Raw genomic sequence first — 21,207 nt, forward strand, 5'->3', positions numbered from 1 at the left:
CGTTCAAAAGTAAAAATTGTAAGCAATGGACGGTATCAGGGTACCAAATACAGACAGTCGGTAAGCCTGGGTACGCTGATTGGTCCGGGTGAAATAGATTGAGTATGGATTCCTGCGGGCGTACACGTTGTAAAGCCCAAGCGTCCAGATACCGTATCGGCGCTGGGTTTTGTTGAAGCGCGTGTCTTTTGAGAACGCTACGTCGAGTCGGTGGTAGTCGGGAACCCGGTCGGCATTCCGGCGCGAGTAGTCCTGAACGGGTTCGCCATCATACGTATAGCGGCCATCGGGATAGGTAGCCGGAATGCCGGTATAATACACGAAATTGGTGCTGAACGACCAGTTGTGCGGCAGCAGCCAGCGGGTCTGCAGGTTTAACGTATGCGGCCGGTCAATGTAGGATGGATAATAGGCTCCGCCATTGATCTGAAGTTCGGTAAAGGGCGTTCGGGTGGCAATCAGCGACCGGGCGTACGTGTAGTTGAACTGGCCCGTCAGGCGGCCCTGGTTTTTGCTGATGCCGGCTTCTATGCCGTAGGCGCGCCCTTCGGCTCGCAGCAGATCCGTTTCCAGCGTTGGGTTCAGGATCAGGTTGGCCCCGTAGCGGTATTCAATCTGATTCTGCAGTTTCTTATAGTACGCTTCCAGACTCAGTTCAATGGCATTGTCGCGCAGATTCTGGAAAAGCCCCACCGATACCTGATCGGCTATCTGCGGTGGAACGTAGCTGTCGCTCAGCTTCCAGAAGTCGAGGGGGGTGATCGCCGTAGTGTTTGAAACCAGGTTGATATACTGCCGTGTGCGGCTCAGGCTGGCTTTCAGAGCGGTGTGAGCGGCTAGCTGCACCCGCAGACCCAGCCTTGGCTCCAGGCCGCCGTAGGTTTGAATGGTCTGGCTGCGACCGAAACGGCTGGAATCGGTACGGGTTTCGGGTGAGCGCGGTACGTCGCCCGCGTAGCTGTACACGGTTCGTGGACCCGTAAACGCATACACCGAGTACCGCAGGCCGGCCTGTAGGGTTACGCTGGGCGTCAGCTCCCATTCGGTGTTGACGTAGATGCCGCCTTCACGTCCGTGCTCCGGCGCAATCCGTTGCGGGTTGATGCTCGACTGATCACCCGTCGGCGTTACTTCTCCTGTTTGCACCTGGTATAAAATGGCGTTAACCCCCGCCTGAAGTTTGTGCTTCTGATTCAGGGTGTAGGTCACGTCGGCTTTTCCTTCGCGCTGGTCAATCGAGGAGCCAAACCGGAACGTGAGGCCGGGGGTTACGCCGTCGACCCGGAGCCGGTAGCCACTATACAGGCCCAGAAGGCTGACCTGCAGGTTGGGTTGAACCAGATAACTCCAGCGCCCCGTCACCACGTTCGATTGCCAGCCGTAGAGCGTATCGCCGGGAAACTGAAAGCTGTCTTCGCTGCGGTAGGCCGACAACGCAATGGTTTGCTGCGGGCTGGGCGTAAACGTGAGCTTAAGATTACCGTCGTAGAAGAAGGCCCGACTGTTTCTAACGCTTGGCGCCGGGAATGCCCGAAGGATATAGGTCGGGAAGGCGATCCGGCCACCCGCCAGCAGCGTGACCTTAGAACTGATCGGGCCATCGACAACAACCCGGCCGCTGACCGGGCTAATTCCGCCCGACACCCGCCAGCGGTCCGTTCCGCCACTACGGGTGCTCATCAGCAGCAGCGATGATACCCGGCCACCATACTGGGCCGAGAAGGCGCCCTTGTTCAGGCTTACATCCTGCACCACGTCGGAACTAACGTTGGTGTAAAAGCCCAGCAGGTGCGAGGTGTTGAACAGCGGGGCACCGTCGAGCAGGACCAGATTCTGATCGGCGCGTCCCCCCCGAACGTTGAAGCCACCGGCTCCTTCGCCGGCGGTAGTGACGCCCGCCTGCAATACCAGCGCTTTCAGAATATCCGGTTCGCCCAGCACCACCGGCATCCGCTTCAACTGGGGTATGCTGAGCTGGATCTGCCCCATACGGACATCGGTGATATTGCGGTCTTCCCGCTGCGCCCGCACATCCACTTCGTCGAGATCGACCGAACGGGGTTTGAGGGAGAAATCAAGGGTTGAAGGGCGGTTGAGCGTAACGCTTTCGCGGATTCGAAAATAGCCCACCGCCGAAATGTACAGGGTCAGTATACCGGGTGGCTGAGTCAGTCGGACAACCCCCAGGCTGTCGCCCTGCGCGCCGGCGTTCGTTTCGGCCACTAACACACTGGCGTTGGGAATCGGCTTTTGCGTAGCCGCATCGCGTACGGTAATGGTCAGTTGCAGACGTTGCTGAGCGAAGGCACGGGGTACGCCGATCACCGCCAAAAGGAAAAGAAAAGGGAAGAGGTACTTCATACCGTTGACGAACAGGACGCTGAATCAGGACCCGTAAGGTACAAAGAAGGTTGGAAAATCAGGCCACCGGAGCCGTTTTGAGTGAAGCATATACCGGCCCGGGTGACCCGTAAGCCCTCAGCGATTGAGGGCTTTCTTGTACGTGTCAATGGCTCGTTGGCGGGCCATCGGGTGATCGACGATGGGTTGGGAATACCGCAATGAGTCGAATTCGGGCACCCACCGCCGGATGTATTCACCTTTTGGGTCAAATTTTCGGGCTTGCTCCGCCGGATTGAACACCCGGAAGTAAGGCGCGGCATCGTTGCCCGTTCCGGCAATCCACTGCCAGTTGCCGTTGTTGGCGGCCAGGTCGTAGTCGCGCAGCTTCCGGGCGAAATACGCTTCGCCGATCCGCCAGTCGATGAGCAGGTGCTTGACGCAGAAACTGGCCACGACCAGCCGGACGCGGTTGTGCATCCAGCCGGTTTCGTTGAGCTGCCGCATGCCGGCGTCAACGATTGGGTAACCGGTTTCGCCGTTCTGCCAGCGTTCTATGTCGTCGGGGCGATTCAGGAAAGGAATATCTTCGTACTCGCGCCGGAACGCGTGTTTCTCAACGTGCGGGAAGTGATCCAGTATCTGGAAATAAAAATCGCGCCAGGCCAGTTCGGTCAGGAAGCGTTCGCTGGTGGCCTGCGCCTGACGTACCAGATCGCGAATGCTGATCGTGCCAAAGCGCAGGTGTATGCCCAGTTCGCTGGTACCCGCCTGGGCTGGGTAGTTGCGCGTCTCTTCGTACGTCCGCAGCAGGTCGTCGTTGACCGTCGGAACCGGATACGATTCGCCCTTCGGCCGGAAATTCATGTCGGCCAGCGTTGGTATTGTGTAGTCATGATCGCCCAGGTCGGCCGTTTTCGCGAAGTTGGCGAAGTACGTTTCGGTGGGGTACGATTTGACGTAGAAGTCGTTCAGCTTACCGATCCAGTTGCGGCTATACGGCGTAAAAACGGTGTAGGGCTTGCCACCACCGGTCAGCACCTCGTCGCGGTCAAAGATGACCTGGTCCTTGAAGGTATGGAAGCCGATACCCTGTTCGGCCAGCATGGCTTTGACCACGGCGTCGCGTTCTTTGGCGTACACCTCGTAGTCATAATTGGTGTAGACATCGGCAACCGTTAACTCCTCAACGATCTGTTTGAGGACGTCGATGGGCCGTCCGTAGCGGGCAATGATCGTGGATCCCATTTCGCTGAGCTGATCCTGCAACGTCTGAATTTCCCGGTGGATGAATTCAACCCGGCGGTCGTCGCGATCCTCCAGCTGATCGAGAATCAGCCGGTCGTACACAAAAACGGGCAGAACAGGCCGGCCACTTTTCAGGGCGTAATACAATGCGGCATTATCATGTAATCGTAGATCGCGCCGGAGCCAGACAAGCGAAATGGGGTGAGCAGTAACGGATGGCTTCATAGATGATTCGGCTAACTGCTCGTTTGCCCGGAATGTTTGTACAATTTCCGGCTCAATGATAACCGCCGGGTTGATTCACGTGCCCTGGAAAGACAAAAACCCTGTCAGGACAAGCCTGAACAGGGTTTTGTGCACACTGCAACCAGATATAACAACGCTTATGATCCTAGAAACAGCTTATTGACTATTCCGGCTGAAAACGTAGCCGAACGGTGTACAACTCGCCCGGGTTAGCGGCAATCATAACTTTCTTACCGGTCAGCTGCTGGATCAGCCCCGTATTGAGTTGTTCATTCTGACTAAAAACTTCGACCTGACACAGCTCATTGTCGGCATTTACCCGGAACTGGATCATCACAATCCCGCCCCTTTTGGTTTGCCGGAGCACATCAGGGTAATGAATGTATTTGGCTAACTGCTGCTCCCAGGTATTTTTAGGGGCTTTCGTTTTGCGATCATTGGTAGGCGTAGCGTAGGCTTGCACCGCCAGGAAGCCTACCAGCGTAAAGAGAAAAAGGGACTTTTTCATGACTTCATTTGTGTTTAAAAGAACCGTACCTACTTGCCTGAGTCCCTCACTCGAGTCGCACAGACTTATATTACTGTAATATTACCAAAATATTAACACAATGTTAAGTAAATGTTAATATTAATTTTTGGCGGATCTTTAAAGCAAGCAAATGAAGAATAGAAGGAAGTATTAATATGTTGAAGGTCAGTTATTTAAATACATAGAAATACGTAGACTCAACACATTTATAGAAACCTAAATGTTACGTCAATGTTAAGAGACTTATTTGTTTTGCGTAGTTAACTCAATTTTCGACGGGTGGGCTGCGTCATGATACAACCGCATAGTAGCCTTCTGAAAATCGGATGCATTGGCCGTACTGATGTCCAGAAATTTCTGCGGATTCCGGTCCACCAGCGGAAACCACGTGTGCTGCACCTGTACCATAAGCCGGTGCCCTTTTCGGAACGTGTGCAGGGCATCATTCAGCGGAACGCGAACCTCGGCTATCTGACCCGGTTTGAACGGCTCCGGTTGTTCGAGTGAGTTGCGGAATTTGCCGCGCAGCACTTCCGCCCGAACCAGCCGTTGGTACCCACCCAGTGTCAGTCCTTTGGGGTTTTCGGCCGGGTTGGGTGTGTTGTCCGGCAATACGTCGATGATCTTAACGATGAAATCGGCGTCGGTACCGGTTGTCGACACGAACAGGTTAGCGCTGATCGGGCCGGCCAGCACCAGGTCGTCGGCGAACGGTTCGCTGACAAACGTGACGACATCCGGTCGGCGAGCCGCAAAGCGTTGATCTTCGATCATGTACTGGTTATTGCGCCGGGCGTAGATACCGTCGGTGTACGGCACTGGTTTGGCCGGGTCGCTGACGTATTCATCGAACGACTCGCCCGCGGTCGGGGTGGTGGTTGTCAACTGTCCCTGAGGAGCCAGAAAAAGAGTCTGGGTAGTGGTGGTTTTGGGCGGCCAGGCGTCAAATGATTTCCACTCGTTCGTGCCCGTATCGAACATGGCGGCCTCCGGTGCCGTAAATGAGCCTTTGCCTTTGAGGTGGTAGGCAAAGAAGGGCGTTTCAAACGTATCGCGGTAGTAGTTGGCTGTGTTTTGCCCAAAGGCGAACGGCCCAAACAGGCTCCAGTCATCGCGCGCCCAGGCACCGTGTGTCCAGGGACCCATGACCAGCCGGTTGTTGGTGCCGGGGTTCTGTTTCTCGATGGCCTCGTACGTCCGTAGCGTCCCGAACAGATCCTCCGCATCGTACCAGCCGCCTACCACCAGCGTAGCGGGCAGTTGCGATCCCGGTTGGGTCGCTTTCAGATGAGGCCGGATGTTTCGGCTTTTCCAGTAGGCGTCGTAGGTGTCGTGTTGCAGGTACTCATTCCAGATTTTTGCCTTGTTATTGAAGTACTGGGGATCGTTAGCATGCTTGATCGGCCCTAAGTCCAGAAAGAACTGGTACGCATCCTTCGGGCGCCAGGTAAACATGGGTTCATAGTCGGCAACTGGCCCTTTGCGGGGTGCGTCGAAATAATTCATGAACGAAAAATTATCGAGCAGGAAGAATGCGCCGTTGTGCCGCGCGTCGTCGCCGATGAATTCGTCCGTTACGGGTGCCTGGGGCGATACGGCTTTCAGGGCCGGATGGGCACCGGGTAAAGCCGCCGACGCATAGAAACCGGGGTAGGAAATGCCGATCAGTCCAACGCGGCCGTTGTTGTTCGGTATGTTTTTGAGCAGCCACTCGATGGTGTCGTACGTATCAGTGCTCTCGTCGGTGGCCGTTGGTACGTTGGTTTTAAGCGTCGATTTTCTTCCCCTGCCTACCGAAGCGGTAGGTTTCGTCCGGTCGAGGCTGGGCGTCATTTCCTCAAAATTGCCCTCGCTCATGTAGCGGCCACGCACATCCTGAAATACGAATATGTACTTCTCCTGCGATAACGCTTTGCTGGGTCCGGGCCCGGTTTTCGGGTAATTGGTTTCACCGTACGGTCCGGCTGAGTAGGGCGTCCGCTCCATCAGGAACGGATAGCGGTTGGCGGGACTGGCATCGGTCGGTACGTAGATAACGGTGTAGAGCTTTGTACCGTCGCGCATCGGAATCTGGCGGTCCAGTTTCGTGTAGTTTTGACGGACAACCAGTGAATCGGCGGCAGCGGCCGGCGACTGGGCGTTGCCGGGAGAGGAAAGCAGGACTACTGACAACGCAGTCAGGAGCAGTCGGAAAACGAACATGGCAGCAGATGGGTAAAATGCGCCGTAAGTAAATCAGAAATCGCACAGGACGTACGGTTGGCGGGTATAAAATACACGAACAGCCCTACGTCCTGTGCGCTACACGATGCCGTTTTATGCCGCTGTCCGCCGGGTCGGTGCGGTCCGGTTCCACCGCCGAACGTAGTGGCCCAGCCATAACCAGAGCCCCGACAGTACGACTGCCGGCAGGATGACGACGCGGGTCATAAAAGCGGCTTCCGGGATGCTGGCTACGGGGCCGTAGATGAATCCCAGGATGGGAACACTCGCCAGCATGTGGAACCAGCGGATGAGTTTGCGTTCGGTTGAAGCTTTCATACCCTTGGTGTTTACAGTTCCAGCATTTGCCGGATGGATTCGCTGTAGGTGGAGCCGGTGGTGAGTTTTGTCGCTTTCTTATCGGTTAAGGCCAGCAGGAACTTACCGTCGAAATGCCGGTGAACCTCCGCGATTTTGAGCCGATTCACCAGGACCGACCGGCTGACGCGCACGAACGTATCGGGTAACTTCTCGGCCAGGGTCGTGATGGTGTACGTCGTCAGAAATTTCTGGCCATCGACCGTCGACAGAAAAACGTACTTGTCTTCGGCTTCGAAGTAAGCGATGTCCGACAGCGGAATCAGCTTGATTTTCTCGCCGGTTTTGACGGAGATCGAGTAAATCTCTTTTTTAGGCTGCATCTGAGCCAGCAAACGCATAACGTTCTCCGTCATCGGGTTCGTGGCCGAAGCGGTTTCGTTCCGTTCAACCAGCGCCCGGATTTTCTGCGCCGTCCGGGCCAGTCGGTCGGCTTCGATGGGTTTCAGCAGGTAATCCACCGAGTTTTCCTCAAAGGCGCGGATGGCATACTGATCGTAGGCGGTTGCAAAAACGACCATCGGTACGTCGGTCAGGCGGCCGAGCATCTCGAATCCGTTGAGCAGGGGCATTTCAATATCCAGAAAAATGACGTCGGGCTGCTGTTCGGTGATCAGCGTCAGCCCTTCGGCTCCGTTGGCCGCGTCGCCGATCACCGCAAATGTATCCTGGTGCTTATCGAGCAGTCGCCGAAGCCGGCTGATGGCCAGTGCTTCGTCGTCGATTAGAATGGTTCTGAGCGGAAGTGTCATGGTAAAAACGTTGCATTAATGGTGAGTGGCAGACGTTGGGAACGGAATCTGTTGCAGGCGACTCATCCGGATCGTCAGCAGCACCTGTTTCAGCGGTTTATTCTGAAGCTCGACCTGAGCGTCGTCGCCGTAGAGCAGTTTGAGCTTGTCCTGAATGCTGCGCAGACCGTAGCCCCCGCTCATCGTATCGGCAAAGTCGGGGCCATTGTCGTGGACGCAGAGATGCAGGTAGCCATCCTGTTCGTAAATCCGGACATCTATCCGGCCGGAGTCGGCACGCTTGGCAATTCCGTGCTTAATGGCGTTCTCTACGATGGGCTGCAACAGAAACTGCGGCAGCCGCAGCTCATTCAGGGCCGGGTTGGAAATCGATACGCTGAACGACAGGCGCTCGCCAAAACGTACCTGCTCGACCTGCAAATACGTGCGAACCATTTCGAGTTCGTCGGCAATGGACGAAAACAGGTCGCCATCGCGGCCGGTCGAATACCGGAATAACTTCGACAGCAGGAGCGTCATTTCTTCGGCTTTGTCGGGGTCCTCGTGCACCAGGCTGGCAATGCTGTTCAGGGCGTTGTACAGGAAATGTGGATTAATTTTGGCCTGCAGCGCGTCCAGTTCGGCCCGGGTTTTCATCTTTTCCAGGTTCAGCAACTGGAACTCCTGCTCGGACAGCTTACGGGTCAACTGACGACCCTGCTGAAGAATGTATAAGAACGTATTGGCGATCAGTACGTTGCCAAGGGCGTATAAATACCAGGGTGCGTTTTCCGACGCGAAATTCGGCCGCTGCATCAGTTGCTGAATGGACGTTTTGCCGAAAAAGGTGTAGAGGATGTTGTTGATGGTAAAGAAAGCAACCAGTGCGACAACGGTAATAATGAGGTGCCGCATCCAGGCGGTTTTGAACCGGCGGGTTAACCAGGTCAGCATCGACCAGGCCAATATGAATGATACGGCGCCATCCAGTGCGTTCTGAATAATCAGGTACCGGTACAGGCCAGCCATAAGCCGGTCTTCCGTCGAATTGATCAGGTTGGTAAAAAAGATGACCGAATTGGTACCATAGTTCAGCAGGGCACCAAGGCTCATACCGATCAGGAGGCCCCAGCCCGGCCGCTGCAGCAGCGTTGTCAGCGTAATCGGCTCCGGCCGGAACTGATCCGGCCGGATGGTACTGCGCCCGGAAAAATTGAATTTAGCCCCCTCTACGTTAGCGCCGGTCAGGTTCGTGCCTTCCAGGCCGCTAAAGCTCAGGTTTGCCTCAAATAAATCGGCGTTGGTAAAGTCGGCTTCACTGAGATCAGAGAAACTCAGGTCGGCCTGCCGGAGGATAGTCCCGCGGAAGTTGGACCGGGACAGGTTGGAAAAACGGAGGTCGGCTCCCGTCAGGTCAAGGTTGCTAAAATCAAAGCCGGCCAGGTCAGACGCCCGCATTTTCAGCCGTCTGCCGTTTTTGTTGATGGTGCCGATTAATTGTTCACGCGTCATCTCGTCGGTTGGTCAGTGGGCGGTGTTCGGTTTACGGTTTTCGGTGAGTGGTACGGGATGGTCAGACCGAAAATCGTAAACCGAGACATGTAAACTGAACTCCGCCCTTATTTCGGGCATTTCGCCAGCATGGGCTCAATCTGCGTTTTGCCCCACATCGGGTGCAGGTCGCTGGCTGGTTTAAAGGTAGCAAATTTCTCGGCGGCCTGTTTCAGCACCGGACAGGCTGCACCGGGGCCACCGCCAAACTGTTCCGGAGTGTACATCAGTGAGGTTCCTTCCAATACGTAGGGGCGCGGATTATTAGGATTCAACGACTTGGCTTTTTCAACGCCCGACTGAAACAGCGGACCGTATTGCTGCCAGCGGTTTGCGGGATCAACTACCATCCGGGATTGAGCGATATAGGCTTTCAGGACCGCCAGTTCGTCGTTGTCGGGGGCCAGGGCGAGGGCTGCTTTCAAATGAGCGTCGGCCTGATCCAGAAACTTGTCTTTCTCGGCTTCATCTTTCCCCATAAAACCCAGGTACACGTATATCAGACCGGCGTAATACCGGGGTAGCCACTCTTTGGTTTCCACCCCGGCAATGCGCTCAAACTGATTGGCCATAGCCAGCATGTCCGGAACGGGCGTTTTCTCGCTTTGAGTTTTCATCCTGCTCAGGGCTTCGGTCATAGCCTGTTTGTATTGGTCGGATCCAGTCGACTGGGCCTGGGCGGGTACTACGTTGATAATAAACAGGATGAGGGCGGAGGTAATGAACGTTTTCATGGTTTTGATTGTCCTGGCCAGGCTCCAGCATGGCCTTTAGTAGTTTATAATTGGGCTAGGCTGGAGCCTGGCCGGGAGGCTACAATTGATTTACATCGACTTTCGCTTTTTTCGACAGCATAATCAGGCCACCGACAAAGAAACTCCGGTACGTCTGCGGCCCCACGGCGTATCGGGTAGTGCGGTCCGCCGTATAGCGGTACGTAAAGATGTTCCGGCTGTTGAGCAGGTTATCCACCGATGCGTACAGCACGATCAGGTTGCCTTTGGCCCGCAGGATGTGGCTGGCCGAAAAACTCACGTTATTGACCGCCGGGGTGCGGTCGCTCAGGAACTCACGCTCGGAATCAGTCGGGCGGTTGGGGTTGTAGTACGGCCGACCGCTGGTGAACGTGTAGGTCAGACTGATGTTCGTGCTGATTTTTTCGAAGAACCGCTTGGTAATCAGGCTGACGTTATGGTTTGAAACGAAGGTTGGAGTTGCCACTACGTTAAACTGCTGGAACAACCGCTTCGTATCCACGTAGCTGTACGTTACCCAGTAGTCGAGGCCTTTCACCGTTTTCTGATCGCGCCAGAACAGATCAAACCCTTGGGCGTAGCCGTGGCCGCTGTTGTCGGTGCGACCCCACGGAAACCGGTACGGGTTAGCGTCGTAGGGGGTACCCGTAAACTCCCGCACCAGGGCCGCGTAGTTCTTGTAGAAGGCTTCGGCCCGGAACGTACGCTTGTTGCGAATAATCTGGTAGTTCAGAATCAGGTGGTCGGCCCGCTCGAAGTTCAGGTCGGTGTTGCGATAGAGGTAACGATAATCCGGTGTCTGATAGAACTGCCCGTAGGCCAGCGATACCTGACTGAATACCCCGGTCTTGTACGCCAGCGACAAGCGGGGTGCCAGGTTAACCCGCCCGATCACCGACGAGTATTCGGCCCGGATGCCCGGCTGAAAGGCCAGGTTGCGACTGACGTAAAACTGCGACTCCACAAAAGCAGCACCGTAGTTGTCGCGCAGGCTGTAGTCTACACCCGACACGGCGTTTTTCAGGGTAAGCGTATGCGCTTCGGCGCCGAACAGAATCGAACTGTTGCCGCCCAGCAGCCGGGTGATAACAGCCCGTGCCTGCGCCCGCTCACTCGACCGGCTAAAGTCCTCGGTGTCGTACGTCGTGGCGTCGGTGTCGTAGCTGTACGAGAAACCGGTGTTCAGCAGCCAGCGACCCTCGCCCCAGCTATCGGCATACGTACTGGTCGTGAACGCGTTGCGGTTGTGTTGCCGCAGGTTGATCAGCCCGGTTTCGTTGCCGACCGTAGCCGCGCCCGGATCGCGGACGTTCATGCCCAGCCGGCTATCCGAATACATGCCGTAAAACTTCAGCATGCCGGTCTTGCTGGGCTTCAGGCGGTACGTCAGCGACGATCCCGCAAACTCCGGCTCGCGGGTCCAGTCGAGGTTCTGCCGCACGAGCGCGAACAGCGGCTTCAGGTTACCGTAGTAGCCGGTTGCCGAGAGGGAAGAATTGGCGGTCGAATGATCGTAGCTGAGGCCGGCGTTTGCCAGATTCAGGCTGAGACCCAGACCGTTGCTGCTGTTCTTGTCGACGGTGTTCAGCAGCAGTACCGACGACAGGGCCTGGCCGTACTGGGCCGAGTAGCCGCCCGTGCTGAACGACGTACCCTTGAACATGAACGGCTGAAACCGCCCCCGCGACTGTACATCGGGTAGGGAGCTGAAAAATGGGTTCTGCACGATCATACCGTCGATTACGACTTTCGTTTCCAGGTTCGATCCGCCCCGAACGAACACCCCTTCCTGCTCACCCACGCGCTGCGCCCCCGGCAGCAGGTTCATGGCCGCCGTAATGTCGGCTGCGGCTCCGGCCGTTGTGACGATATCCATCGGCTTCAGCATGGTCATCTTTTTTTCGTCGGAGGCTTCGAAGGCCCCGGCCGTAATCACGACGGTGTTCAGTTCATTGGCCAGTTCGGTCAGTTTCACGGTAATCGACGTACGTTCTGGTTGCAGGGTAATCGACCGGACGAACGACTCGTAGCCGACGTACGTAATGAGCAGGGTAGCAGTGTCCCGGCGGGTGGTAGAGAAGCGGAAAGCGCCGGTCGTATCGGTCGTTGCGCCGTCGTAGGTGCCGCGCAGAAAAACGTTGGCTCCCGGCAGGGCACGGCCCCGCTGATCGGTAACCCGGCCGCTGACGACCGTCTGAGCCGACGCCGACAGACTAAGCCCGATCAGTACGGTTGTTAAAAAAGAAGGAAGGCGTAAAAAAAGCTTCATGGCCCTGGTGCGTTGACTTGGTGAGTCAAAGCTATTGGCTTGATGAGCCGGAAGCCCGGCTTTTCTGACGAATGCCGGAAAAAAGCAGGATAAACCAGGATTGCGGAACGATGAATTTAATCGTAGTATTGGTTCGCAAAACACAACTCCAATGACAACCCGCGATCAACTGTTGGCCCGCGTTCGGCAGAACAAACCCGACGAAAAACCGATGCCTGTTCTACCAGCCTTCACCTTTGGTGACGACGACCGGCTGGGGCGATTTCAGGATGCGCTGGCGTTCATTGGAGGTCAGTTACTGGTGGCTTCGCCCAGCGATTCCCTCGGCGATCTGATACGTCGGCGGTTTCCGGAGCCGGGTCGGGTCGCTTCATCGGTGCCCGTCCCCGGGATTGACCTGATCCCGATCGATGCCAATACGGATAAAGTCACGCTCGAACAAATCGATCTGGCGGTGCTGCAGGGGGAGTTTGCCGTAGCCGAGAATGCGGCTATCTGGGTGCCGGAAGCCAACATGCTGCACCGGGCGCTGCCGTTCATTACCCAGCACCTGCTCTTGATTGTTCGGCAGGACGCGCTGCTTCCAAATATGCACGCAGCTTACCAGCAGATGGACCGCGGAGGGCTTAGCTACGGCGTTTTTATTGCGGGGCCGTCGAAAACTGCCGACATCGAACAGTCGCTGGTAATCGGTGCGCACGGTGCCCGCAGCCTGACCGTCATATTATGGTAACATTTACGAGTGTACCTTGTTACTGTCGATATGACTTACGATTCGCCAAAAACTACAACCTTGATCACGTTTCAGTTGTCAGCCTGTCGGCTCCGCCCCTGGCGCGAAGGCGATGAAGAATCTTTGTCGAAACACGCCAGCAACCGCCGGATCTGGAACAATGTTCGCGATTTTTTTCCGTATCCCTACACCCCCCGCGATGCTCATTCGTGGGTGCGTTCCAACAAATCGCAGCAGATGCCGAACAACCTGGCCATTGACGTCGACGGGCAGGCAGTCGGTAATATTGGCTTTACGGTGAAAGACGACATCTACCGCTACAACGCCGAAATTGGCTACTGGCTGGGCGAAGAGTACTGGGGCCGGGGCATTATGTCGGAGGCTGTGCCGGTGATGACAAATTACATTTTTCGGAATTTTCAGGTCAACCGGATTTTTGCCTGCGTACTCGAACAGAATATCGGCTCCATGCGGGTGCTGGAAGCGGCCGGGTATCGCCACGAAGCCATTCACCGTAAAGCTGCGATAAAAAACAATCACTACCTCGACGAACACATCTTTGCCATGCTGCGGGAAGAGCACATTGACCTGACGGGACTGCCCCGGGCGTAACACCCGGCTAGTTCCTTTTCGGTTGGGGAAACCTTATTTTTGTGGCTATCTTGCGCAAATTTTGCCACTTCGGTGGTCTGACTTCATGTCTAAAATAGTCATTGCAATAGACGGATACTCCAGTTGCGGGAAAAGCACGACCGCGAAAGCCGTAGCCGCCCGCATGGGATACGGCTACATTGATACGGGGGCTATGTACCGCGCAGTGAGTTTGTTCTTTACCCAGGAGCACGTAGCGTTTTCCAATCCCAAGGAGGTAGTCGCAGCCCTTGAAAACATTCACATTACGTTTAATTTCAACCAACGTACCGGCCGGAACGAAACCTGCCTGAACGGCCTGAATGTGGAGGAGGAAATTCGGAAGATGTACATCTCCAACATCGTCAGCGAGGTTAGTGCCATACCGGAAGTGCGCCGGGCAATGGTGGCGCAGCAAAAGAAGATGGGCCGCCGGCGGGGGGTCGTCATGGACGGCCGCGACATCGGTACCAAGGTATTCCCTGACGCCGAAGTGAAAGTATTCATGACCGCCGATACCTACATCCGCGCCCAGCGACGCCAGCGCGAACTTCTGGAAAAAGGCGAATTGGTCAATCTGGAGGACATTATTAAAAACATTGAAAAGCGCGACCGCATCGACACGACCCGCGCCGAAAGCCCGCTGGTACAGGCACCCGACGCGACCCTGCTCGATACGTCGCACATGACCATTGAGGAGCAGGTCGACTGGGTTATTCAGCAGGCCGACCGGCGAATCTCCGAACTTCACCGCGAAGGACATTTCAGTCAGGAATAGGCTACATCGCCTTCTCGTAACACATCCGGTATGACTATCGATTATCTGATCGTTGGGCAGGGCGTGGCTGGTTCCGTGCTGGCCTGGACCCTCGACCAGCGGGGCTGTTCGGTCTGGCTGGCCGACGATCCGACCCTGCCGTCGGCTTCGGCGGTGGCCGCCGGCATCGTCAACCCCCTCACGGGCCGAAAGCTGGTCCGGACCTGGCGGGCCGATCAGCTCTTCCCGTTCCTGCATCACTTCTACACCGACATTGAGCAAAAGCTGGGTGCCCGCTTTTTTCACGCCCGTGATATCTACCGGCCGTTCCGGTCAATCGAAGAGCAGAACGATTATCTGGCCCTCACGGCTGAGCCTGCCGTTCAGCCTTATATCAAACAAGCGGTTGACAATGAGTCTTATAGCGCTTACATCAACAACTCATTCGGTGGGCTTGCTGTTACCCAGGCCGGCTGGGTCGATTTAAGTGAGTTCGTTAAAAGCATCAGGACTTATTTTATCAATAAAGGTCAATACGTCGACGCCAGCATCAGGGCCACAGATTTGATAATCAAGTCGGAAACAGTGGCATGGGAGGGGCGTTCGATCGGTAAAGTGCTATTCTGCGACGGAGTACAGGCCCGCGAGAATCCGTTATTTGCGTGGTTGCCGTATAATCCCGTGAAAGGACAGATTCTGACGGCTCTTGTTGAGGATTATCCTATCAAAGATATAGTCAATCAAGGCTTGTTTATTCTGCCCATTCAGGAGGGTTTAGTAAAAATTGGTGCTACATATACCTGGCATGACCTCGATTGGCAAACAACCGAGACCGGTCGGCAGTTTTTAGAGACGAAAGTGCGTGATATTCTGCGCGTACCGTATCAGGTAGTAAGTCAGCAGGCCGGTATCCGGCCATCGACCAAAGATCGGCGACCGTTCGTTGGACTGCACCCCGAATTGCCGGGCGTCGGTATTTTTGGCGGAATGGGAACCAAGGGCGTTTCGCTGGCGCCTTATCTGGCTAATCAGTTCGCAGACTACCTGTTAGCCGGCGAAGATTTAGATACGGAAGCGAATATTAGCCGACATCTTTCGTTATATTACCGTGCATAAAAGTTCAAATTTTTTGGTGTTGGCAAGCTTCGTATGCGAAATCAATACATACTTCTGTTAGGACTGTGGCTGGGGGGGGTAAGTCTGGCCACGGCGCAGAATTACCCATCGCTTGAGCGGTTCGGAAAGAATCGTATTCAGTACCGGAAATTCGACTGGAAAATCATCCGGACGTCGAATTTCGAAATCTACTATTATCAGGACGGGAACCAGATTGCCAACCTGACGGCTCAGTACGCTGAGTCAGAGTTTGATCGGATCACCGAACTGCTCGGTTATACGCCCTACAACCGGATCAAGATCTTCCTGTTCAACTCCCCGCAGGAGCTGGCACAAAGCAACATCGGTCTGAATGTCCAGGGTGGCCTGAGCAGCCAGGAGGTGGACCTGTCAAAGTCGCGGGTAGAGATTGCCTTCACCGGCGATCAGGTAAGCTTCCGGCGGCAGATCATTCATGACATCTCGATGCTGTTTGTCTACGACATGCTGTATGGCGGCAGTTTAAAAGATGCGCTTCAAAGTTCATTGCTGCTCACCCTGCCCGATTGGTTCATGCCCGGTATTGCCTCGTACATTGCCGAGGGCAACAGCGTAGAACTGGATGATTACATGCGTGATGTGGCGCTGAATCGGCCGGTCAAAAAACCGTCGCTGCTGTCGGGGGCCGAAGCCGAACGGGTCGGTCATTCGATCTGGAACTACATTGTACAGAAATACGGTCGCGACAACGTATCGAACATTCTGAACCTGACGCGTATCATCCGCAACGAGCAAAGCAGCATTTCCAGCACGCTGGGGATTCCCTACAGCCGGTTCCTGCGCGAATGGCGTGAATACTACGCCGGTATGGCCAACGCCATTCGGCCATCCTACCCGGGCGGAAATGATGATTTCCGGATCAAGCTCAGCTCATCGGACGGAAAGCTCCTGCTGACCAGCCTTAAGCTAAGCCCCGACAAGCAGTTTATTGCCTACGGTACGCTGCGGGACGGTAAGTATAGTGTTGAGGTGGTTAATACGACCAACCGTAAAACAACAACAGTGCTGTCGGGCGGTTACCGGCTCGATGGTCAGGCGGCCCGGACAAGCACCCCGCTGGTGGCCTGGCAGAAAGGGAATGACCTGATTATCATTGTTGATGAAAACGGCAAGACGAACCTGTATAAGTTCTCCGAATTCGATCGGAAAAAGCCCCGCCTGCAGTTCAGACGGCCGATCAATGGCCTGTCTCAGGTGGTCGCAGTCGATGCTTCGGAAGACGGCGGCAGCCTGATTCTGAGTGCCGATCGCCGGGGCCAGAACGATCTGTTCCTGTTTAATATCAACCGGGGTACGTACCAGCAGATCACCAACGATCTCTACGACGACTTATATCCGTCGTTTGTCGGCCGGACAGCCCGTAACGTTATTTTCTCGTCGAACCGGCTTCAGGACTCGCTCGGGGTCGATAAAGGTACGTATCGTACGATCAAGGACCGCCTGAGTCTTTTCCGGCACGAGGGCAGTGCGCGTGAATTATCGCTGGCCCGGCTTACCGACTCGCTCATCAATGCAACGCAGGCCATTGCCGCCGACGAGGCCATAGTCTATTTTCTGAACGATGTCAACGGCATCCGCAACCTGTACCGGCTCGACACCCTGACGAAGGCCGTCCGCCCGGTAACTGCCCTGCCGCAGAGTATTCGGATGTATGATTTGATTCCATCGAACCAGGGGTTTGTATACAGCAGCCTCAGCAACGGCGATGAATACATTGGGTTCCGGTCGGAACTGAACCTGAACCAGACCGTTCAGAACCCGCCAACCCAGCGCAGCATCAGTACCGGACTGGTTGCGGCACCAAAGGCCCAGGCTGCGGTAACGCCCCAAGCTGATTCAACCCCCCGCCGGGCTGATTCTACGGTGGCTCGTCGCCCATCGGGCACCCTGTCGCCTGATCCCGAAAAAGGGCTGGCTCTGGAGCCCGGTGAGGTCGATACCGACAACTACCGGTTTGATCCTGACGTACTACGGTCGTCGGAGTACCGGCAGCGCCGGAGTGCTACTACAGCGCTGCCGGGTCTGACGGTGGCTCCTCCGCGTAACCGTCGCCGGGAGAACATCACCATTCGCGGACCATTTGATTACAAAGGGTTGTTCGTGGCCAGCGATGCGGCATCGTCCTGGCGGATTGATCCCATTCGGGGCTTCGGTTACGCGCAGGATATAACGATGAACGATCTGCTCGAAAACCACGTATTGCGGGCCGGGCTGTTCATTACGACGACCCTGCGCAACAGCGATCTGTTTGCTGAGTATCACAAGCTGACCAACCGGATTGATTTCGGTGCCCGCGTTGACCGGCAGACTCTGTTTGTCGACAATGGAGGATTGAGTCAGAAATACCGCTACAACCGGTTTGCGTTATCGGCATCGTATCCCTTGTCAGTCAACAGCCGCTTTACCATATCGCCGTTCTACGCCATCACCCGCCTGATTGATCTCTCGTATATCAACAACCCGGATCGTACGTCCGACTATGCTGGTCTGCGGGGCGAGTTTGTATTTGATAACACCAAGGTGAACGGCATGAACATGATCATCGGTACCCGGATGAAAGCCCGCTTTGAAGAATATGCCGGTTTGCGGCAGTCTTCGGAAGGGTTCCGTCGGTTAACGCTTGATCTGCGTCATTACCAAAAGATTCACCGTGACCTGGTGCTGGCCCTGCGCATGTCTTTCAGCCAGTCGGGAGGGCCATCGCCGAAGCAGAGCACGCTGGGCGGTATGGAAAACTGGATTGGTGCGCAGAAAGAAAACGTAGCAACGAACCCGTTGAATCTGCAATCTGAAACGCGGGACGATTACCGCGATGTGTTCTTCCTGGATTTTGCGGCTCCATTGCGCGGTTTCCGCCAGGGAAAACTGACGGGCAACAGCCACCTGCTATTCAACGGCGAGCTGCGGCTGCCTTTGGTGCGGTATTTGTACCGGGGCAACATTACGTCGAACTTCCTGCGTAATCTGCAACTGGTGGCGTTTACGGACATCGGGGCTGCCTGGACGGGAAGAGGGCCATTTAGCCAGCAGAACAGCCTGAATACTGAAGTCGTCGGTGATCCGCGCATTCCGTTCCGGGCTACGGTTACCAACTTCAAAAATCCATTCCTGATCGGATACGGTGCGGGAGCCCGGACCATGCTGTTCGGCTATTTCGTCAAGTTTGACTACGGCTGGGGCCTTGAGAACCGTGTTGTCAGCAGGCCCATCGCTTACCTGACCTTGGGATACGATTTCTAAGCTTGTTTTCTGTACGATTAATCATAGCAAAAAAGCACCTGAACCCAGGTGCTTTTTTGCTATGATTAATAAATGATCCTATTCGTTTGGAATTGTAATTTGCGCTTGTACATTTGCGCTAACAAAGCGGCTATCAGCTTTTTTCAATACCTTGCCGTTCGGCACATTCTCTCTCTTTTTGCGCTCAAAGCCCCTGCACAGGGCGTCTGGTTCGTTTTACGGAGCGCACAAAAATCTGTAACTGTTTCTGGGTTAATGTAAAGTCGCAGTTGGCATAATTTTCGCTAACTCTCTTTTGCATACTTGATCATTTGTGCGATTTATCCATCGCTCCAACGACCGGATATCCATATGATCCTGGCCCCATTGTCTAAGCCCATAATCAGTTGACTGTTAACTGGTTGACTCTTATTGGGGGCTTGACAGACAGCACAGATGCTAATTGGCATAGTTTTCGATATTTTCTAAAGAAGTCAAAGCTGCTGTTAGGGCCAGCTTGAACTGAACGTAGTACACGCTCGGTTTAGCGGCCCGCCGTATGGTTGATGCGAACTGGGCGGCTTTGCATTTCCACCCCTAATTCAGTTGCAGATGAAAGTAACTTCTACGCTTCGAGCTAATCTTCTTGCAATCAATACCGGCCGGAAACCCGGACAAGAAGCCGTTGCTGTTACAGCCCAATCCAATCGGCTTTCTTTTTTTGCCTGCCGATTGGCTCACTACGTCCTGCAACTACTGGGCAGGAGTGCATACGTATACAGATCCGATTCAACCTGCCAGTCATCTGCATCCGCAGATCGGCCGATATCACCAGCTTTAGTCAATCCGCCTTCCGCACGCGGGCGATCCGTTGAGTCCGACGGGGAGCCACCCGGAAGATACAGAGCAGGCCCTTCCAATTCACTTATCAATCAGACAGCGACCAGTACAAATTTATTATCAACTCCAATGGATGAGCAACTTTTACGAAGCCAATCCTTTCTTGTAACTACCAGCCGACCAGCAACCCGACCGGATTCTGCCATGAATCCGGCGACGAAGCGGGGCATGCGTAGTGCCAACGTCGGCAGGCTGTTATCCTGGGCAATGGCCTATGCTCATCCGGGCATAGTACTGGGCAACTTTACCCAACGCGCTATAACCGTATTGACAACCCTCCTCGTAGGGTTTATTGCCGTTTCGGCCCAGGCTCAGTCCGGAACTGTCGACCTGAGTATTCGATCGGCGGTCAGCAATGCCAAGCCTCAACTTAACGACGTTGTTTCATATACGGTGGTTGTTCGAAACGCAGCCGGATCGGCCGGGGCAACCAACGTAGTGGTCAAAGACAGCCTGCCGGAAGGCGCTGTAGCCTTCATCAACTCGTCCGTCATACGGGGGGGAGGTGCTTATAACGCCACCACGAAGCTCTGGAACGTAGGCGCCATCGCCCAGAATGATTCGGCTGTGCTTGTGATTACAGCTACTGTCCTGCAGCGGGGCGTTTGGTTCAACACCGCGCAGGTATTTGCCGCCGATGGTACCGATATTGATTCGCAACCGGGCAACGACAACATCCAGGAGGATGATTACGAAGCCGTTTGCTTCTCGGTACCTTTATATATATACGCGGGAGAAGAATTTACAGCGACCATTCCCGCCGGTTTCCAGAACGTAATCTGGTTCCGGAACAATGAGAACGTAGCGGCCAATGTTCCGGCCGACTCCGCCGTTGTCAATCCTGACAATTCAATTACAATTAAGAGTCCGGGTACGTATCGATTTACCGCCACATTCTCTAATGGGTGCCCGGCACTTAATTGTTGTGATATAGAAGTTATCCCAGGACCATTGGCGAGCCTGGGTAATCTGGTGTTTGAAGACAGCAACGCCAACGGCCAGCAGGATAACGGAGAACCGGGCATTCCGGGTGTTAGTGTTTCGTTGTTTGAAAGCACTACGTTAGTGGCCACCGTAACTACAAATGCCAGTGGCGTCTATAGCTTCACGGGCCTGATTCCAACTGTACCGTATTCAGTAAGCTTCGCGGCCCCGACGGGCTACACGGCCACCGTAGCTAATACCGGCCCGGACGCTACCGACTCGGACGCTGACCCCATCACGGGTCTTACGACCAGCTACACTTTGGCGGCTAACGAGAGCAACCTGACGGTGGACGCAGGCTTCTTCCGCCCGGCCTCACTGGGTGACAAGGTCTTCGTCGATGCCAACCGCGATGGGCTGCAGGATGCGGCTGAGACGGGTCTGGCCTCGGTGACGGTGACCTTGGTGAGCAACGGCACGGCCCTGGCCAGTGTGGTGACGGGCGCTGACGGTGTCTACAGCTTCACGGGCCTGACGCCGGGCGTGCCTTACTCGGTGAGCTTCACGGCTCCTGCCAACTTCACGGCCTCTACACCAAATGTGGGCGGGGATGACAGCTTAGATAGTGACCCCATCAATG

General features: G+C 55.2%; 15 protein-coding genes. 6 read left to right on the forward strand and 9 right to left on the reverse strand.

What is annotated here, in order from left to right:
- Nucleotides 1-3: 3 nt before the first annotated feature.
- From DYU11_RS16890 to DYU11_RS16930, 9 genes are all read right to left on the reverse strand, one after another.
- The gene (locus tag DYU11_RS16890) at nucleotides 4-2,361 is read right to left on the reverse strand and encodes a TonB-dependent receptor (RefSeq protein WP_119668859.1); all 2,358 of its coding nucleotides are present in this window, start codon (nucleotides 2,359-2,361) and stop codon (nucleotides 4-6) included.
- Nucleotides 2,362-2,478: 117 nt separating this feature from the next.
- On the reverse strand, nucleotides 2,479-3,813 hold the full coding sequence (locus DYU11_RS16895; protein ID WP_119668860.1) for a cryptochrome/photolyase family protein: 1,335 nt from the start codon (nucleotides 3,811-3,813) through the stop codon (nucleotides 2,479-2,481).
- Between the two features lie 184 nt (nucleotides 3,814-3,997).
- A complete protein-coding gene (locus tag DYU11_RS16900) occupies nucleotides 3,998-4,342 on the reverse strand; it encodes a hypothetical protein (protein WP_119668861.1) in 345 nt (114 codons plus the stop codon).
- A gap of 264 nt (nucleotides 4,343-4,606) precedes the next feature.
- Nucleotides 4,607-6,565 (reverse strand): CocE/NonD family hydrolase, encoded by a 1,959-nt coding sequence (locus DYU11_RS16905; RefSeq protein WP_119668862.1) that lies wholly within the window; start codon nucleotides 6,563-6,565, stop codon nucleotides 4,607-4,609.
- Nucleotides 6,566-6,679: 114 nt separating this feature from the next.
- Nucleotides 6,680-6,904: a hypothetical protein gene (locus DYU11_RS16910; RefSeq protein WP_119668863.1), complete on the reverse strand. Its 225-nt coding sequence runs from the start codon at nucleotides 6,902-6,904 to the stop codon at nucleotides 6,680-6,682.
- A gap of 11 nt (nucleotides 6,905-6,915) precedes the next feature.
- The gene (locus tag DYU11_RS16915; RefSeq protein WP_119668864.1) at nucleotides 6,916-7,695 is read right to left on the reverse strand and encodes a LytR/AlgR family response regulator transcription factor; all 780 of its coding nucleotides are present in this window, start codon (nucleotides 7,693-7,695) and stop codon (nucleotides 6,916-6,918) included.
- Between the two features lie 15 nt (nucleotides 7,696-7,710).
- Entirely contained in the window at nucleotides 7,711-9,186 is a 1,476-nt protein-coding gene (locus DYU11_RS16920; protein ID WP_119668865.1) for a histidine kinase, read from the reverse strand.
- Nucleotides 9,187-9,293: 107 nt separating this feature from the next.
- Nucleotides 9,294-9,959 carry a hypothetical protein gene (locus DYU11_RS16925; RefSeq protein ID WP_119668866.1) on the reverse strand — a complete coding sequence of 222 codons (666 nt, stop codon included), beginning with the start codon at nucleotides 9,957-9,959 and terminating at the stop codon, nucleotides 9,294-9,296.
- Nucleotides 9,960-10,038: 79 nt separating this feature from the next.
- Nucleotides 10,039-12,249, reverse strand: a complete 2,211-nt coding sequence (locus DYU11_RS16930) for a TonB-dependent receptor (RefSeq protein ID WP_119668867.1) — start codon at nucleotides 12,247-12,249, stop codon at nucleotides 10,039-10,041.
- A 151-nt stretch (nucleotides 12,250-12,400) separates the two neighbouring features.
- On the opposite strand from DYU11_RS16930, the gene DYU11_RS16935 reads away from it, so the two are divergent.
- The 6 genes from DYU11_RS16935 to DYU11_RS16960 all read left to right on the forward strand — a co-directional run.
- Complete coding sequence (locus DYU11_RS16935; protein WP_119668868.1) at nucleotides 12,401-12,982, forward strand: LutC/YkgG family protein; 582 nt, start codon at nucleotides 12,401-12,403, stop codon at nucleotides 12,980-12,982.
- A gap of 30 nt (nucleotides 12,983-13,012) precedes the next feature.
- The gene (locus tag DYU11_RS16940) at nucleotides 13,013-13,594 is read left to right on the forward strand and encodes a GNAT family N-acetyltransferase (protein ID WP_119668869.1); all 582 of its coding nucleotides are present in this window, start codon (nucleotides 13,013-13,015) and stop codon (nucleotides 13,592-13,594) included.
- Between the two features lie 85 nt (nucleotides 13,595-13,679).
- Nucleotides 13,680-14,390, forward strand: a complete 711-nt coding sequence (gene cmk, locus DYU11_RS16945; protein WP_119668870.1) for a (d)CMP kinase — start codon at nucleotides 13,680-13,682, stop codon at nucleotides 14,388-14,390.
- 30 nt (nucleotides 14,391-14,420) lie between these two features.
- Entirely contained in the window at nucleotides 14,421-15,485 is a 1,065-nt protein-coding gene (locus DYU11_RS16950) for an NAD(P)/FAD-dependent oxidoreductase (protein ID WP_119668871.1), read from the forward strand.
- A gap of 33 nt (nucleotides 15,486-15,518) precedes the next feature.
- Entirely contained in the window at nucleotides 15,519-18,764 is a 3,246-nt protein-coding gene (locus DYU11_RS16955; protein WP_119668872.1) for a hypothetical protein, read from the forward strand.
- Nucleotides 18,765-19,787: 1,023 nt separating this feature from the next.
- The coding region (locus DYU11_RS16960; protein ID WP_119668873.1) for an SdrD B-like domain-containing protein at nucleotides 19,788-21,207 on the forward strand (1,420 nt) is incomplete at its 3' end.

Origin of the sequence: Fibrisoma montanum (genome assembly GCF_003583365.1) — a bacterium.
Lineage (GTDB): Bacteria > Bacteroidota > Bacteroidia > Cytophagales > Spirosomataceae > Fibrisoma > Fibrisoma montanum.